This window comes from Flavobacterium sp. R1_16, from assembly GCF_057652095.1.
The window spans coordinates 32,258-49,252 of sequence record NZ_JBYFCG010000001.1 but is presented as its reverse complement, the minus strand read 5'-3'; the positions used below and the strand labels follow the sequence as shown (position 1 = coordinate 49,252).

Genomic DNA, 16,995 nt, shown 5'->3' with positions numbered 1-16,995 from the left:
AGGTGTAAATTTGTACAAAACTAATTAATAAAAATTCTTTCGTAGCCCTCAGGCACACTGTAAGGAAACGACAAATCCTCGTTGAATGTCACCGTATTGTAATCGATGTTTATGTTTGTCTTTTTGTTTTCTTGAACTGCATCTATTATCAATCCTGTTGGGAAAAGTATTTTATCAAATTCCGAATGGCTTGGATAACGGATTTGAACCATTCGTTGTTTGTCTTTTTGAGTGATTTCTTCTTTTTTGATTAGGAAATTATCTGGCTGAAAAAAATACGTTTTTTTGGTGTTTGCATCTGATTCATCTTCTAATTTGTATAGCTGATCTTCAATTGTTGTAATATAGTTTACCTCTTTTAAATTATCTAAAGCCTGACCAATAATCATGTTTTGTACTTTTTTAAAATCTAAATCTGTACCCAACCATTGGCTTAATGCAGCATAATTCCCTTCTAAATATTTACCTCCAATTTTCTCATAATATTTTACTTCTTTTGGAGTAATTAATGCTTTTGCCATGGTAATTCCGAGAAAACGAATGCTTACCAAAATAATCTCATCTTTCTTGATTTTAATTTCGGCAGTAACATTTTGAGATTGTTTTCCGTCTTCATAATGTGCATTGGATTTGATATAAAGAGTTGAAAAATCTTTTTGCATACTGTAATGATTTTCAATTATTTTATCTGAAGATAATTTATTAGTAGCATTTCCAGCCACATAAACCGCTTTAGATTTACAGGCTGTCATAAAAATCAATAGGACTACTACACTATATTTATTCATTATTTCTCTTTCTTTAATAATTTTTCAGCTTTTGTGAAATAATTTTCTTTTCTAGTATTATCTCCCAAGCCGTTGTAAGCTTCACCTATTTGTATATAAAAATTAATTTCAAGTGCTTTGTCATCAACTAAATAATCTAAACCCGTTTCGAGAATGGTTGCCGCTTTTTTAAAATTTTTCAATTGATTATTGGCCAATCCAGCATAATAATAAAACTGTGGTTGCAACGGAAACAACTCAATACAATTCTCTGCTTTCTTCGCTAAAACGTCAAATTGTTGCTTTTCAGTATATACATCAAACAAAAGTAACTGAATTTCGATATCGTCTGGATTACTTTTTAAATGTAATTCATAATACTGAATGGCTTTATCCCAGTTCTTTTTGTTGTGATAAAATTTGCCTATTTCTTTAGGAACTTTAACTTCGGAGTCTGAATCAAAATAAGAAATTGCTTTCTCTAAGTCTGAATCAAATTGTGGTTTGTCAGCACTAAAAATCAAAAACTCATTCAATATTCTATGTTTGATTTTATCATCAATTTTATTACTTGCTAACACTCGATTCATGGCTTTAACAGCGCTAGTTCCGTCGTTATTATTCAAATGAAATTTAAACAAACTTACCTGTGCCCATTCTGATGATGGAATTTCTGCTTCTAATTTTTTAGCAATTTCTAAAGCTTTTTCTTCTTGATTGCTCTCGGAATATAAATAAATTAAGGCGATATAATTCGATTCCTCTTTAGGATACTTCTTAATTTGTTCTAATAAGTTACTTTTTTCTGAATTTTGATATTTCGATTCTCTAACTATTTGAGCTTTATAATTGTCTCTTAAATCGGATTTACCAACGGTATCATTCAACTCATTTATTAATTCCAATGCTTTGTCAAATTGTTGCGTATTCATATAAAGAGAAACCAAATCTTCCTTGTATTCCTTCTTGAATTCAATGAGTTTATTGACAATTACGATAGCTTGTGGATAATCTTTAGTTTCATAGCAAACATCATATAAACCAACCCAAAACCATTTATTCTTTGGGTCAATTTGTGTCGCTTTTTCGAAAGACTCGTACGCTTTTAAATAATTTTTTTGTGCTAAATAATTTTTGCCTAATTCAAAAAAAACGACTGCATTGTTGGGTTGAATTTTCTGGCATTTTTCTAAAGCTACTATTGCTTTATCATAATTTTCAATCCCTTTTTGCAACAGCGATTCATAAAAAGAATTCTGAAATTCATCGTTTGCTAAAGCAATATCCTCTGGCTCTGTTTGTGCCAAAAGTACCGTTTGGAAAAAAAATCCAAACACAATAAATAGCAAAACATTTCTTCTCATTGAATTTATTCTCTTTATTCAAGCACAGAATAGTCGCCAATACTAATACTAGTGAAACTTCCGTTAAAACTAGCATGACTTCCTATCATGGCATTATCCAAATTGGCATTTTTAATATGGGTATGATCTTGAATCAAACTATTTGTAATGGTACTATCCTGAACGTGACACCCTTTCCCTAAAGAAACATTCGGACCTACGGTTGCATTTATTAGTATCACATCTTCTCCGATAAAACAAGGTTGGATAATGGTGGAATGTTCACACACCACTGAGTTTGAAACTAAATTTTCGCCATCTTGATGTAAAAACCCTAACATTCTAGAATTGGTTTCTACCGTTACATTCTTATTTCCGCAATCCATCCACTCGGCTACTTCACCTGGTACAAATTTCATGCCTTTTGCCATCATCTGTTTGATTCCGTCATTAATTTGATATTCTCCACCATGAATGATATTGTTATCTAAAACATATTGCAATTCATTTTTCAAAACTGCAACATCTTTAAAATAGTAAATCCCAATAACGGCAAGGTCTGAAACAAACTCTTTGGGTTTTTCAACCAATTCGACTATTTCGTTAGCTTCATTTAAGTTGATGACACCAAAGGCCTCAGGCTGGTCCACTTGTTTTACCCAAATCACACTGTCTGCATTTTGATCCAAATCAAAATCGGCGCGGATTAAAGTGTCGGCATAAGCGATAACTGCTGGTCCACTTAAAGAATCTTTAGCACACATAATAGCATGACCCGTTCCAAGCGCTTCATTTTGATAATAAATAGTTCCTCTTGAACCTAGCTTTTGAGCAATTTCAATTAAATCTTCTTCTACTTTCTTTCCAAAACTTTCGTGAATAATAAAAGCAATTTCTTCAATATCCTGATTTAAAACTCCAGCAATATCTTCAACTAATCGATGGACTATTGGCTTTCCTGCAATCGGAATTAGTGGTTTTGGAACCGTTAATGTATGTGGTCTTAAACGGGAACCACGACCCGCCATAGGTACTATTATTTTCATATTAATTGCCCGCGAACGCGGGTATCTTTTAAATTAAACATTATTTCTTATTTTATTAAAATCGAAATTCCAATTTAAACTAATATCCATCCAAGACGGATTCATATCTTCGATTAAATTTACTTTCCAATCTCTTTTCCATTTTTTCAATTGCTTTTCTCGTCTTATAGCTTCAAACCCATTTTCCCATTCTTCAAAATAAATTAATTTATCACAATTGTATTTAGCAGTAAATGAATTTGGATAAATTTTTAATTTATGCTCTTTTACTCTTTCAATTAAGTTATCGGTAACTCCTACATAAATAACGCCTTGATGTTGATTTGACATTATGTAGATATACCATAATTTCATTTTCACCGCCCGCGAATGCGGGTATCTTTACTATTAAACTTTACTTTTTACTTTATTTATTGAATTTCAATCTTAATCTTCACAAGATTCCTGCCTTCGCAGGAATTTACTTCACTCCTGTACTCCCAAAACCACCTTCTCCTCTAGATGTTTGGGACAATTCTTGAACTTCAACCCATTCTGCGCGTTCGTGTTTTGCAATAACAAGTTGGGCGATTCGTTCGCCGTTTTCTATGACAAATGCTTCATTAGATAAATTTACCAAAATCACCCCTATTTCTCCTCTATAGTCAGCATCTACCGTTCCTGGAGAATTAAGTACCGTTATTCCTTTTTTGGCAGCAAGACCACTTCTAGGACGCACTTGAGCTTCATAGCCTATGGGTAATTCAATAAAAAGTCCTGTTTTTACAATAGCTCTTTCCAAAGGATTTAACGTTATTGACTCGGATAAATTGGCTCTTAAATCCATCCCTGCCGAGGCTATAGTTTCGTAATTTGGTAAAGAATGCTGCGATGTATTGATTATTTTTATGGTCATTGTAATTCAAAAATTCTAATTCGGTTTGCGTTTTAAAATTCTATTTAAAGTTTCTTTTTCATTGTGATAAATGAAGTACAAAAATAGGATTAATAAAGATATACCTACGATATAATTTTCTCTAAAGCCATAAAAAGAAATAACTGAAAAGACTGTTGATAGCAAAAGGTATCCACTGATTTTTTTTATTTCATAAGGAATTGGATAATACTTGTTTCCAAAATAATACGAAATTAACATCATGCTTCCGTAGGCAGCAATAGTAGCAATCGCTGAGCCGTAATAACTCAAACTTGGAATTAATAGAAAATTGAGCACTAACGTTACAATAGCGCCAATAATCGAAATATAAGCTCCAATATAGGTTTTGTCAATCAATTTATACCAAACAGAAAGATTCGTATAAATCCCAAGGAAAAAATTAGCCAAGATAATTAACGGAACTACTTTCATAGCTTCCCAGTAGGAGGTGTCCCGAATCATAATATATTTAATCAAATCCGCAAAAACAATTACTGACAGTAAAATAAATGAGCCAAAAATTACAAAGTATTTAGTAATCGTTGCATAGGTTTGTGGCGCATTTTCATTTGATGCATGGCTAAAAAAGAACGGTTCTATACCTAAAGTGTATGCTGTTCTATACAAGACCATAAACAACCCTAACTTATAACAAGCTGAGTAAACTCCTACTTCCGCTTCAGCAACATTTGATGGCAAAAGTTTACCCAAGAGAATTTTATCAGACTGCTCGTTAATGGCAAATGCAATTCCAGCAATCATTATTGGCAGACCATATCGTATCATTCGCTTCCATAAACCAAAGTCAAATTTCCAATTGAGATAAATATAATTTGGCGAAAGCACAACAAATGTCAATAGACTAGCAATAATATTGGCAACGAAAATGTATCCAATTTGAAAATTTTCAACATACAAAGAACTCAAATAGCCATCAGGATATGCTTGTGCAATTTTAGGTAAATACAGCAAAAAGAAAACGCTTAAACTAAGATTTATCACTACGTTACCTATCTTGATTACGGCATAAACCATTGGTCTTTGATGGGCTCTTAATTTAGAAAAGGGCACAATAACTAAGGCGTCTAATGCTAGAATCCAAATGGTATAAATGACATATTGTGAATCAATATCTGACCAATCTGCTAATGAATTTCTAAACAACATGGCGGTAAAAAGAAATATAAAAGAGGACCAAAATATAGAAACTGTTGTGGTTTCAATTACATTTTCTTTGTCTTTTTCATTATTATAAAATCTAAAAAAAGCGGTTTCCATACCATAGGCAAGAATGACATTAAAAAATATCATCCATGCAAAAATGATGGATACTTTACCATATTCGGCTTTTGGCAACAAATCAGTATACAAAGGGACGAGTAGAAAACTAAACATCCTTGGCAAAACCGTTGCAAGTCCGTATATAGCAGTTTGTTTAAAAAGATTTTTATATAAACTCAAAATTATAGCCTGTTTTTCTGTTTAACAAAAATAACCAATTCTTTGGTTTTTGACCTAATTTGATACTTTAATCGTTTTTTAATTTTATTAAAAATAAAAAAGCCTCGCTATGCGAGGCCTTTTACAATACTGTCTTTATTTATTATCCTTTCAACGCTTCTGCTCCACCAACAATTTCTAAAATTTCGTTTGTGATAGAGGCTTGACGGGCTTTATTGTATGTCAATTTTAATTGATCTCTTAACTCCGTTGCATTGTCTGTCGCTTTATGCATTGCTGTCATACGTGCTCCATGTTCAGCAGCAAAAGAATCTCTAATTCCTTTGTACAATTGAGTGCGCAAAGATTTAGGTATTAAAGTCAATAGAATTTCTTCTTTTGAAGGTTCGAAGATATAATCTCCTGATGAAACTGCGCTATCTGAAACTACTGGTGCTAAGGGTAAAAATTGTTCTGTTTGAATAATTTGGGTTGCTGCATTTTTAAATTGATTATAAACCAATTCTATTTTGTCATATTCTCCAGAAATAAATTTATCTGTCAAGACTTCAGCAATTTTGGCCACATTATCGAAAGTTAATTGGTCAAAAACAGCGCTTTGGTTATCAATAACAGAAAATGATTTGCTAAGAATATCATTTCCTTTTTTTCCTATGGCAAAAACATCTACTTGTTTTCCAACATAAAACTCAGAACGATTTTTAACTTCTTTAATTACATTAGAGTTAAATGCTCCGCACAAACCTCTATTAGATGTTATAGCAACTACTAATACTTTTTTAACTTCACGTTGAGCAGTATAATCTCCTCCTATATCACTATCTAATGTTGAAGAAAGATTTTGTAATAATTCCGTTAATTTTTCGGCATAAGGGCGCATGGCTGTAATTGCATCTTGAGCTTTCTTCAATTTTGCAGCAGAAACCATTTTCATTGCCGATGTGATTTGCATCGTTGATGAAACGGAAGTAATTCTATTACGGATTTCCTTTAAATTTGCCATTTTTTATAAATTGTATATTGTAAAAATTGTATAAAGTATACTGTAATTTGCTTTGGGCATTATACAGTATACAACATACAATATACTTTATTAATTATATTTCGCTGAAATTTCTTTAGCAGCTGATTCAATAACATCTGTAATGCTATCATCTAGTTTTCCTGCTTTCAAAGCATCAAGAGTATCTCTGTGTTTGTTATTTAAGTATTCTAAGAAATCTTTTTCAAATTCTTTAACTTTATTAACAGGAACACTTCTTAACAAATTTTTAGAACCCGCATAAATAATAGCTACCTGATCTTCAACTGTATAAGGAGAGTTTAATCCTTGTTTCAAGATTTCAACATTTCTCTTTCCTTTTTCAATAACGTTTAAAGTTACAGCATCCAAATCAGAACCGAATTTAGCAAAAGCTTCCAATTCACGGAATTGTGCTTGGTCTAATTTCAAAGTACCAGCTACTTTTTTCATTGATTTAATTTGAGCGTTACCACCCACACGTGATACTGAAATACCCACGTTAATTGCAGGACGAACCCCAGAATTAAACAAATCTCCATCTAAGAAAATCTGACCGTCTGTAATCGAAATTACGTTGGTTGGAATATAGGCAGAAACGTCACCAGCTTGTGTTTCGATAATTGGCAAAGCCGTTAACGAACCTCCACCTTTTACGATTCCTTTTAACGAATCTGGTAAATCATTCATGTTCTTAGCGATTCCATCATCATTGATAACTTTACAAGCTCTTTCTAATAAACGAGAGTGCAAGTAAAATACGTCCCCTGGATAAGCTTCACGTCCTGGTGGTCTTCTTAACAAAAGAGAAACCTCACGATATGCCACCGCTTGTTTAGACAAGTCATCATAAACGATTAAAGCAGGACGACCAGAGTCTCTAAAATATTCTCCAATAGCTGCACCAGCAAAAGGTGCATATACTTGCATAGGAGCTGGATCAGAAGCATTTGCGGCTACAATAATTGTATACGCCAAAGCTCCTTTTTCTTCTAATGTTTTTGCGATACCTGCTACTGTTGATGCTTTTTGCCCAATAGCAACATAGATACAATATACTGGTTTTCCAGCATCATAAAATTCTTTTTGATTCAAGATAGTGTCAATACAAACCGTAGACTTTCCAGTTTGACGGTCACCGATTACCAACTCACGTTGTCCACGACCTACTGGAATCATAGCATCAACCGCTTTTACTCCTGTTTGTAATGGTTCTGTAACTGGCTGACGGAAGATAACTCCTGGTGCTTTTCTTTCTAATGGCATTTCGAATAATTCACCTCCTATTGGTCCTTTTCCATCAATTGGAAAACCAAGAGTGTTCACTACACGACCTACCATGCCTTCTCCTGTTCTTAAAGAAGCAATACGTTGCGTTCTTTTTACAGTTGAACCTTCTTTAATTCCTGTTGATGGTCCTAAAAGTACTACTCCAACATTGTCTTCTTCAAGATTTGAAACGATACCTTCAAGTCCATTATCAAATTCTACAAGCTCTCCGTATTGAACATTCGAAAGTCCGTAAACAAGAGCAATTCCATCACCAACCTGAAGCACTGAACCTACTTCTTCAAGTGAAGCACCAGATTCGAAATTTTCTACTTGTTTTTTTAATATTGCTGAAATTTCAGCAGGTTTAATATCCGCCATAATTATTTTGAATAATTAGTTACTTAATTCTCTTCTTAATGTTTGTAATCTATTGGCAACAGAAGCGTTGTATTGATTGTCGCCTATTTTTAATATAAATCCTCCTATAATTGATGAATCTACAGTATTTTGAATCGTGATTTTTTTATTTGAAAATGTTGCAATTTTAGCTAAAACTTTTGCTTCTAAAGCTGTATCCAAAGGAATTGCTGTAGTCACTTTTGCTATTTCTACACCATTCTTTGTGTCAAATAATTTGTTATATTCAACAGCAATGCTTTCTAAAATTTCAAATCTTTTGTTCTCGAATAATAAATGAAAAAGACTTTTTGTTACCGAATTTACCTGTTCAAAAACTTCTAAAAGGGCTTTTTCTTTTACCTCAACTCTAATAGTTGGACTTTGAATAAAAGTATTCAATTCATCATTGCTTTTAATTGTGGTAGCAATTAAACTCATATCGCTACTTACTTTATCAGCCACTTTTTTTGAATCTGCTATATCCAGAATCGCTTTTGCATAACGAATTGCTGCTCTTGTACTAGCCATAATTAATTCAATTTAGCATCACCAAGCATTTTCTCTACCAACTTGGTTTGAGCTGCTTTGTTAGACAATTCGTCTTTTAATAATTTCTCAGCAATATCAAGAGACAATGAAGAAACTTGTAATTTTAACTCTGCAATAGCTGCAGTTTTTTCACTTTCGATAGTTGCTTTTGCTTGTTCAATAATTTTTTGTCCTTGAACTTGAGCTTCATTTTTAGCATCTGAAACTATTTTTTCTTTTATTTCACGAGCTTCTTTCAACATGGCATCACGTTCCATTCTAGCTTCTTGCAAAATACGTTGGTTGTCTGCTTGAAGATTTTGCATTTCTTTCTTAGCATTTTCAGCAGAAAGTAAAGCATTTTTTATTCCTTCTTCTCTTTCGTTAATTGCATCTAATATTGGTTTCCATGCAAATTTTTTCAATAACAAGATTAATCCAATAAAGATTAATGCTGACCAAAAAAACAAACCAAGTGAAAATTGTTCTACTAATTTTTCCATTATATAAACTCTTATTTATAATAACATTTTTAAATTTTTAAACAAAAGCTATAACCAACCGTTATAGCTTTTGATTTTTTTAGAATTATACAGCGAATAACGCAGCAAATCCAATACCTTCAATAAGCGCAGCTGCAATAAGCATAGCTGTTTGAATTTTTCCTGTAGCTTCTGGTTGACGAGCAATAGCGTCCATTGCAGATCCACCAATTCTACCGATACCAATTCCAGCTCCAATTACTACTAATCCAGCTCCAATGATTTTAGGAATTTCCATAAAAATATGTATTAAAAATTAAACATTCAAACTATTAATGGTGTGCTTCGTCATGGTGGTGTTCTTCAACAGCCGAACCAAAATATAAAGCAGACAACATGGTAAATATATACGCTTGCAATAAAGCAACTAATATTTCAATTAATGAGATTGCAAATGACAATCCGAATGACAAACTGCTTCCCAACCAACTTTTGAATAAAAACATCAATCCAATCAAACTCATTAATACGATATGACCCGCAACAATATTTGCATACAAACGAATCATTAATGAGAATGGCTTGATTATAGTTCCTAAAAGTTCAATTGGTGCTAAAATAATTTTCATTGGAACAGGAACTCCTGGCATCCAGAAAATGTGCCCCCAATAATTTTTATTTGCAGTTAATGTTGTAATTATGTAGGTAACTATTGCTAAACAAGCTGTTATAGCGATGTTGCCTGTTACATTAATTCCAAGAGGTGTTAATCCGAAAATATTTAAAAACCAAATAAAGAAAAACACAGTCAATAAATGGCTCATGTATTTTTTATAATGTTTTTCTCCAATATTAGGAATCGCAATTTCGTCTCTAATGTAAAGAACTATTGGCTCAAAGAAACGTCCAGCGCCAGCAGCAACTCCACCATTTTTCGCATACGATTTTGCTAAACTTCTAAACAATACGAAGATTAAAAGCGAAACCACCAACATTACAAAAACGTTTTTGGTAATCGATAAATCTAAAGGCTTACTATTTGTTGGGTGATGCTCTTCGTTTAAAGTTACTTCTTCATCCGCTGAATTTACTTTGTATATTTTTTCGTGATGCAATCTATAGAAATTACCATTGCTTTCAGCTGCTTTTTCTCCGTGGTGAAATGCCGATGAAGAAAATATATGCAATCCGTTATCCCATAAGATAACAGGCAAAGGAAAACCAATGTGGTGTTCTACTTTGGCATCATCTTCATAAGAAAACAAGTGAAAATCGTGGGAATCTAATAAGTGGTGCTGAATGAATTCTTTTCTTTCTTCAGCTTCTTTCTCTTTTTCAGATAATTCTTTAACTTCTGTTTGACCAGCTACAGCAGCAGTGATAGCTTTGTGTTCTACAGGTAAAGTATCGTTAGCATTTGCATTGCTAAAAAAAGGCAAGAAAGCAACTAGTGTGGCGAATATGAATTGCTGTAATTTGTTAGAAAACACCATGTCTGATAATTTATTTTTCAAATTTGGTGCAAAAGTACAATTTTAATTAATACTAAAAAGTATTCATTTTAATTTTTTGATAAAATCATTAGGTTTTCAATAAATTACTACTTTTTATTTAATATTCTTATAGTTACAATCGTTTCTATTACTAAAAACAAAGCAAAAACACTATAAAAATTAATTTTTTCTGATGCAGATGTATTGGATTCTTGTAGTATTGGGTGAACTAAAATATAGGCAGCTACCATTTTTATTGATGTTAACAACAAAAAAGTTAGACCAACACTGTCTATGTTGTTCTTTTTTATCTTGATTAAGATAGAAATAATAAGAATTGAGCCTATCAAAAAAAACAGATATAAGGTCAATAACGAATAGTGAAAAGCCGTTTCATTAATTTGATTTCTCAGCAAAAAAAGAATTGCTTTGTGCAGTAAAAATGCAACAACAGAGAGGAAAAATACCTCAACAACTGGCTTGTATTTACTTTGCATCATTGTTGTCTTTTTCGTTTATCTCTTTGAGTTGCCTGTTTATATTGTAAAATGATATTACAACTCCTAATAATGTTAGGATTTTGAGGCATATCCCATTGGCATTATTATATTTGGTGTCCAACCATGTTCCCGCTTTTGCAAAAAGAAATACAATTACCCCCATTTGTATAGGAATATTGATTAAAGCTAACCATTTGCTATTGGTTTTTTTCTTCGGATCTTTGTTGTCCGTCATTTATAACTGGCGTTTTTACATTGGGTTTCATCACACAAGAAGCACTAAAATCGGCACCAGGCTCAACAGAAAGTTTTCCGCAAATTACCTCTCCGTGAATAGATGCTTTCGATTTTACATTTAAAATCTCAGTTACTTGTATTTTACCTGTAAATTTCCCTTCTATGTCGGCATTCTTGCATATAATATCTCCTTTTATGCTTCCAGCTGGACCGATAACAATTTTTCCTTTTGATTGAAAATTGCCAATTAAATGTCCATCCAATCTAAAATCTGCTGGTGAAATTATATCGCCTTGTATCGTTGTTCCTTCAACAATTCTGTTAGTTTTTCCTAATAAATCAGTGTACGATTTTGGATTTTTATCAAACATTGCGTCTTTTATTTTGGTTCAACAGGATCGGGTTCTTGTGGTGGAGTTCCAATTTCATCGTCTGGTGCCTGCGGAGGAAGCATTTTTAATTCAGAATCATTGTTGTTTGGTGGTGCAATGGTATTTCCTTGATTAGGAATAGGAACTGCTGCTGGTTCAGGACTATTTGTCTGATTGACTTGATTATTTGGAGCTACTGGCACACTATTGGATACCGGTTTTGATGGATCTGTATTTAGATACTCTTCAAAATTCTTTTTGATTTGTACAATTTTATAGTTGTCACTAGAAATGATATAGGCTTTATCTTGAACTTTATAGTCTTTAAATTCTTTCAAAATGGATGCAATTCCATTGGCATACTCTTCTGTTTTCATGCCATGAATAACTATAAAGTTTTTATCCATAGTATAAATGTCATTTGACATGGTGATTTTAGCAAAATCTCTATCTACAAAGAATTTTTTGATTTTATCCTGCAGATTCTTAACGTTTTTATCTTCAGGATTTCCTGAAACAGCATACAGAATCTTCCAGCTTAAAGGTTTTGCTTGATAGAATTTTAAGTTTTCTAATTTAGGCATATCGTTAGCCAAATACAATTCGGCAATTTTTCCCTCCTCATTATTAGGATAATTTAATGCTACAAAATTTAATGCTTTTTTAAACTCTTCCAAGCCTTTTAATTTACCAACGGTATTGGCTTTTAATAATTCTAATTTTGGAATAATTTCTTCTCCAGCATATTGATTTATCGCCAAGTCAACATTTGTCAAAACTGTTTTATAATCTCCTGTTTGGAATTGTTTGTACAACTTATAATAACTTGTTTCTGGGCTATCCGTTGCTGCCACACTTGTAGCATTTGCACTCCCAATAATCTGAGCATATCTAGAATCTGGGTATTGGTTTATGATTTTTTCCTTCATCGCCAACTCCTTATCCTTATTTCCTGTAATTTGATAAATTTTATACAAATTATACATAGAAGGTAATACCAATCGTTCTTCAGGATGAAAATCTAACAATTTCTCGTATTTGTTTTCAGCTAAATTGTATTTTTTGAATTTTTCTTTATAAATACCTCCTAACTGATAGTACGCAAAATTGCGCTCCTTAGCTATACTATCTATTGCTTTTTGGTCTTTAGGTAATTGCTTTAGGTAAAAGTCCACCGTGTGTCTTTCGTCTACTTTTTCTTCAATTGGATTTTCTGATGAGTCGTTTTTTGTAACATCATTTCCTTCTACATTTTCTGCTTCGGTTTTAGCAGTAGATAATCTCCAGTTATCCTTAAATACTCGGTCTCCCCAATTCTTTTTGAACTCTTTTTTTCCGTAAGCTACAGTAGCTGGATTGTAAAAATAGAAATTGCTTTGACTTGAAATTGATGAAGGATTATTCTCGGCTGGAGGCATCAATGAATTTTGTCTGCTATTGTCCTTTTCTCTATTTCTTGACCTTCCATTTTTGTCGATCTTGTCAAAAGAATCTTGCCCTTCGAGTCCGCCATTATCTTGAGATTGAGATTGCATTTCTTTTTGTTGCTTTTCAAGTAAAATCTTTTGGGCTTCTTCTTCTTTCTTTAATTTGGCGATGTAATCTTCATAATAGCTTACTCTATCTTTATCCGATAAAGAAAACACATTGATGATACTGTCGTTTCTCGTGGCAATTCCCTCGTATTTTATTACATCGACTAAATTGTCTCGTTTCTTTTTAATCGCTTTAAACTCTCTGGTTCTATTGTTGAGTTGAACCATGGTACTATCATAGTATTTTCCGGCGGTAACATATTTTGCTTTATTGAAATAAATCTCTGCCAAATTTCTATAATTGGATGCTATTAAATAGGAATCCTGAGATTTTGTTTTTAGAGACGTTTGATAATAATCCATCGCTATTTTTGGCTTATCAACATTTTCATAAAACACTGCCATTTGGTGGTATAAAACGTCTAAAAAAGGACGGTTTTCTCTGTCTTTTGTGAGCTTTCTGAAGTTGTCTAAAAATGCTATGGTATCATCAGCTTTATAGTCAAACATTTGGGCTTGTTTGATATGAGATTGAATCACATACTGTCTAGGCGATTTTCTTTTCATATTGATAACTGTTTGATAGGATGCAAAGGCACTGTCTTTATATCCTAATTCTCGATAAAGCTGACCTAGAATGAAATTATATCTTGCTTTTTCCTCTTTTTGCTTGGTAAATTCTTTGGCCAATTTGAGTTTGGCAATCGCACTGTCTTTTTGTTCTAAATTTAAAAATGCTTGAGATAAAATAGCATTGGCATCGGCAAAAATTTGATCTTTGAATTTAATGTCTTTTAATAATCTTCTTAAATTATTAACTGCGAGAGCATCATTATCCATTCTAATGTTTACTTTTTCTCTCCAAATTTTTGCTTCATATATCTTGTCGCTATTGGGATACTTGTATAAAATGTAGTTGAAAGCCTCGAGTGAAGGCACAAATCTCTGGTCATAATATCTCGCTTTTCCTAACATTAGATAGGCTTCGTCCATTTGAGGATTTCTTTCTGAACCTGCTATGTTCATAGAATGCTTTTGGATGGCTTTGATAGCTTTAGTTTCGGCGCGCTCAAAATTAGGGTTGGGTGTAGACTGTCCAGGAAGAAAAGCTTCTTTATTTACTTGCATTCTTTCGATAGGTAATCGCTCCCAAAAATTATCTTTGTATTGCGATTTTAAATCCGCAATTCCTTTATCTAAGGCAATTCCTCCGTTGTAAAGAATATTATACTCCGCACTTAATGCATGAGAATTTCTGGATAAAAAAGTATCTTTCTTGGTAGAACATGCAATGAAAAAAAGGATTCCTCCCAGTACCGAAATATATTTAAGTTGATTGGTTTTCAATGTGAAACGATTTTATTCTTAAAACTTTTAAAAGTCTAATTTAGTATACTAACTGGTAAAAATACGTTTCTTTTTGAAATATAGAAATTTAAACCGCAAAAAACGCTTCCAACTCTTGGAGTGTTTCTCGTGTGGTTTGAATGTCTTTAACCACTTCGCCTTTATTGAGTGCTACTATTCTGTTGCAGACTTCAACAGTGTGTTGCAAATCATGACTGGAAACCAAGACTGTTACATTAGAATCATCGGCTAATTCTTTGATGATTTTTTTAAGTCGATTTACCGTTGTTGGGTCTAAATTGGCAAAAGGTTCGTCCAAAATAACCACTTCTGGATTACCAATTAATGTGGCAATAATTCCTACTTTCTTTTGATTCCCTTTTGATAAATCTCGTAAATATTTTTTGTTTTTTAAGATTTCGCCGTTAAAAAATTCTTCATGTTTAGCAAGAAGCGCATCTACATCGGCTTTATTTTGTCCGCGTAAATCGCCTATGAAATAAAAATATTCTTCGGGTGTTAAATACCCTATTAAAAAACTTTCGTCAAGAAAAGAAGCCGTAAATGGTTTCCAATTTTCACTTGTGTTTACCACAACGTTGTTGTTAATGATGTTTCCCGTTGAAGGTTGAATTAAATCCAACAATAAACTGAAAAAAGTAGTTTTACCAGCACCGTTATTCCCTACTAATCCGAAACTTTGTCCTTTTGGAATTTCGAGTGTTTCTATATTTAAAACCGTGATTCCGTTATATTTTTTTGAAAGATGATTTACTTGTATCATTGTAGTTGCTGTTTAGAAAATTTATGATTTTTGTTTGTAAGCGTCTATTGTAGCATACTTTTCGGTTTTATATACTTTTTCGATTAATGTAAATACATAATCTTTGAAAGCAAAGCCTATAATCCCGACACTACTTACTAATACTAGTCCCATATATGCATCTTTGATTAAAGTGCCTAACCAATACAAAAGAACTGGTAATCCTAGTTGCGGGATAGAAATCAACATTGTTTTTACATTAAACGCTTTTTTGTCTCCAAAAGCGCCTTTGCCAGAAGTTAAATCTATTGGTGTTTTAGTGTAAGCACCTCCTAATAAAACAAGATGCGAATTGATTCCGATGTTATAAATCGCTCCCACAACAATGGTAAGGTAAATTTGCCATCCAAAATACAAATAGAACGAAGCCAAAACAGTAGAAATAAGAGTTCCAATAACCATTAACCACCATTTTGAACTCAGATAGCCTTTGTAAGGAATATTTTGTGTCATCATTAACTGATAGTAAGCACTGTCCCAACTTGGAACAAATTGTCCGAAAGTAATTAGAAATCCTCCCGAGACAAAAATTCCTGCAAAAACATGCATCGTAGGATTGTTATAGACCTCAATACTATTAGTAAAAAAAAGAAGTCCATAAAACAGAAACATTACACTCATTCCAATAGTTGTTTTAGAACGCTTGTTTCTTTTAATCAATTTAATATCATTCTTTAAAAAAGTTCCAAGTGTTCCAAACTGGTTTAACCAAGTTAAATTTTCAGTTTTAGCAATTTCATTTTTAGTCGAAAGCCCTGCATCTAGGTATAAATTGCTCTTAAAGTAAGTAAACGTAGCATAATATAAGCCTATTAATAAGGCAACTGGAAATAAGAATAGCCATTTTGTGTGAAACAAACCGTCGAAAAATGGAGTGCTAAAATGGGTAATGTCAAAAAAATTGTAATACTTTAAACCTCCTAAAACAGCTGTAATTCCTAGAAAAACGACAAATAAATTGTCTTTATTACTCAACAAAATATTCAGAAAATTAATACTATACACCAATGAAAACAAGCCGATGTGCCAAAGAATGACACTTAAAACATCATACCCTTCATAAATTAGAACAATGCTAAAAGGTAAAAAGAAAAAAGCATGCACAAAATTGAAAAAAGAGAAGCCTGTTTTCCCTAAGGAAAAATGAACAATCGTAGCCTTTTTAATTGGAAAAATTAAAAGCGGACGAATATTCATCACTGGGATTTTCTGTAAAAGCAATCGAATAACTAAATCGATTAAAAAATAATAAATCAAAAACGTATTGACCGTAACCAATGGATCTAGGTTCATTTTTCTAATGATGTAGAAAGCGCCTACGCCCAATGCTAAAAACACCAAAGTAAAATAAATGGCTAAAAAAATCATTAGAATTTTGAGTGCCAAATTGGACTTAAAGGATGCCGCACGCAAAAAGCTCTTCCATTCTAAATAAAGAAATTTTTTTATCATAA

The 16,995-nt window shown here is 32.6% G+C and carries 18 protein-coding genes; all 18 read right to left on the bottom strand.

What is annotated here, in order from left to right; translation table 11 throughout:
• Positions 1–20 precede the first annotated feature (20 nt).
• On the bottom strand, positions 21–788 hold the full coding sequence (gene lolB1 / locus AC23L6_RS00205; RefSeq protein ID WP_487560270.1) for a lipoprotein insertase outer membrane protein LolB1: 768 nt from the start codon (positions 786–788) through the stop codon (positions 21–23).
• Positions 788–2,131: a tetratricopeptide repeat protein gene (locus AC23L6_RS00200; RefSeq protein ID WP_487560269.1), complete on the bottom strand. Its 1,344-nt coding sequence runs from the start codon at positions 2,129–2,131 to the stop codon at positions 788–790. Before AC23L6_RS00200 ends, lolB1 begins: the two co-directional genes overlap by 1 nt.
• Before the next feature lie 14 nt (positions 2,132–2,145).
• On the bottom strand, positions 2,146–3,156 hold the full coding sequence (locus tag AC23L6_RS00195) for a sugar nucleotidyltransferase (protein WP_487560268.1): 1,011 nt from the start codon (positions 3,154–3,156) through the stop codon (positions 2,146–2,148).
• Positions 3,157–3,189: 33 nt separating this feature from the next.
• Positions 3,190–3,510 carry a GIY-YIG nuclease family protein gene (locus tag AC23L6_RS00190; protein WP_487560267.1) on the bottom strand — a complete coding sequence of 107 codons (321 nt, stop codon included), beginning with the start codon at positions 3,508–3,510 and terminating at the stop codon, positions 3,190–3,192.
• A gap of 106 nt (positions 3,511–3,616) precedes the next feature.
• Positions 3,617–4,051, bottom strand: a complete 435-nt coding sequence (gene dut / locus AC23L6_RS00185; RefSeq protein ID WP_487560266.1) for a dUTP diphosphatase — start codon at positions 4,049–4,051, stop codon at positions 3,617–3,619.
• A 15-nt stretch (positions 4,052–4,066) separates the two neighbouring features.
• Complete coding sequence (locus AC23L6_RS00180; RefSeq protein ID WP_487560265.1) at positions 4,067–5,533, bottom strand: lipopolysaccharide biosynthesis protein; 1,467 nt, start codon at positions 5,531–5,533, stop codon at positions 4,067–4,069.
• 142 nt (positions 5,534–5,675) lie between these two features.
• Positions 5,676–6,536 carry an ATP synthase F1 subunit gamma gene (gene atpG / locus AC23L6_RS00175; RefSeq protein ID WP_487560264.1) on the bottom strand — a complete coding sequence of 287 codons (861 nt, stop codon included), beginning with the start codon at positions 6,534–6,536 and terminating at the stop codon, positions 5,676–5,678.
• Positions 6,537–6,626: 90 nt separating this feature from the next.
• Positions 6,627–8,204: a F0F1 ATP synthase subunit alpha gene (gene atpA / locus AC23L6_RS00170; protein WP_487560263.1), complete on the bottom strand. Its 1,578-nt coding sequence runs from the start codon at positions 8,202–8,204 to the stop codon at positions 6,627–6,629.
• A 15-nt stretch (positions 8,205–8,219) separates the two neighbouring features.
• Complete coding sequence (atpH, locus tag AC23L6_RS00165) at positions 8,220–8,753, bottom strand: ATP synthase F1 subunit delta (protein WP_487560262.1); 534 nt, start codon at positions 8,751–8,753, stop codon at positions 8,220–8,222.
• 2 nt (positions 8,754–8,755) lie between these two features.
• Complete coding sequence (locus AC23L6_RS00160) at positions 8,756–9,256, bottom strand: F0F1 ATP synthase subunit B (RefSeq protein ID WP_487560261.1); 501 nt, start codon at positions 9,254–9,256, stop codon at positions 8,756–8,758.
• An 85-nt stretch (positions 9,257–9,341) separates the two neighbouring features.
• Positions 9,342–9,533 (bottom strand): ATP synthase F0 subunit C, encoded by a 192-nt coding sequence (gene atpE / locus AC23L6_RS00155; protein WP_171221220.1) that lies wholly within the window; start codon positions 9,531–9,533, stop codon positions 9,342–9,344.
• A gap of 34 nt (positions 9,534–9,567) precedes the next feature.
• Positions 9,568–10,728, bottom strand: coding sequence for a F0F1 ATP synthase subunit A (atpB, locus tag AC23L6_RS00150; RefSeq protein WP_487560874.1), 1,161 nt, complete (start codon positions 10,726–10,728; stop codon positions 9,568–9,570).
• A 107-nt stretch (positions 10,729–10,835) separates the two neighbouring features.
• Complete coding sequence (locus AC23L6_RS00145; RefSeq protein ID WP_487560260.1) at positions 10,836–11,228, bottom strand: hypothetical protein; 393 nt, start codon at positions 11,226–11,228, stop codon at positions 10,836–10,838.
• On the bottom strand, positions 11,215–11,463 hold the full coding sequence (locus AC23L6_RS00140) for an AtpZ/AtpI family protein (protein WP_487560259.1): 249 nt from the start codon (positions 11,461–11,463) through the stop codon (positions 11,215–11,217). The genes AC23L6_RS00145 and AC23L6_RS00140 overlap by 14 nt, the downstream gene beginning before the upstream one ends.
• The gene (locus tag AC23L6_RS00135) at positions 11,426–11,836 is read right to left on the bottom strand and encodes a bactofilin family protein (RefSeq protein ID WP_487560258.1); all 411 of its coding nucleotides are present in this window, start codon (positions 11,834–11,836) and stop codon (positions 11,426–11,428) included. Before AC23L6_RS00135 ends, AC23L6_RS00140 begins: the two co-directional genes overlap by 38 nt.
• 8 nt (positions 11,837–11,844) lie before the next feature.
• On the bottom strand, positions 11,845–14,718 hold the full coding sequence (gene porW, locus AC23L6_RS00130; protein ID WP_487560257.1) for a type IX secretion system periplasmic lipoprotein PorW/SprE: 2,874 nt from the start codon (positions 14,716–14,718) through the stop codon (positions 11,845–11,847).
• Positions 14,719–14,806: 88 nt separating this feature from the next.
• Complete coding sequence (locus AC23L6_RS00125) at positions 14,807–15,502, bottom strand: ABC transporter ATP-binding protein (protein WP_487560256.1); 696 nt, start codon at positions 15,500–15,502, stop codon at positions 14,807–14,809.
• A 21-nt stretch (positions 15,503–15,523) separates the two neighbouring features.
• Entirely contained in the window at positions 15,524–16,993 is a 1,470-nt protein-coding gene (locus AC23L6_RS00120) for a DUF5687 family protein (RefSeq protein WP_487560255.1), read from the bottom strand.
• Between the last annotated feature and the right edge of the window lie 2 nt (positions 16,994–16,995).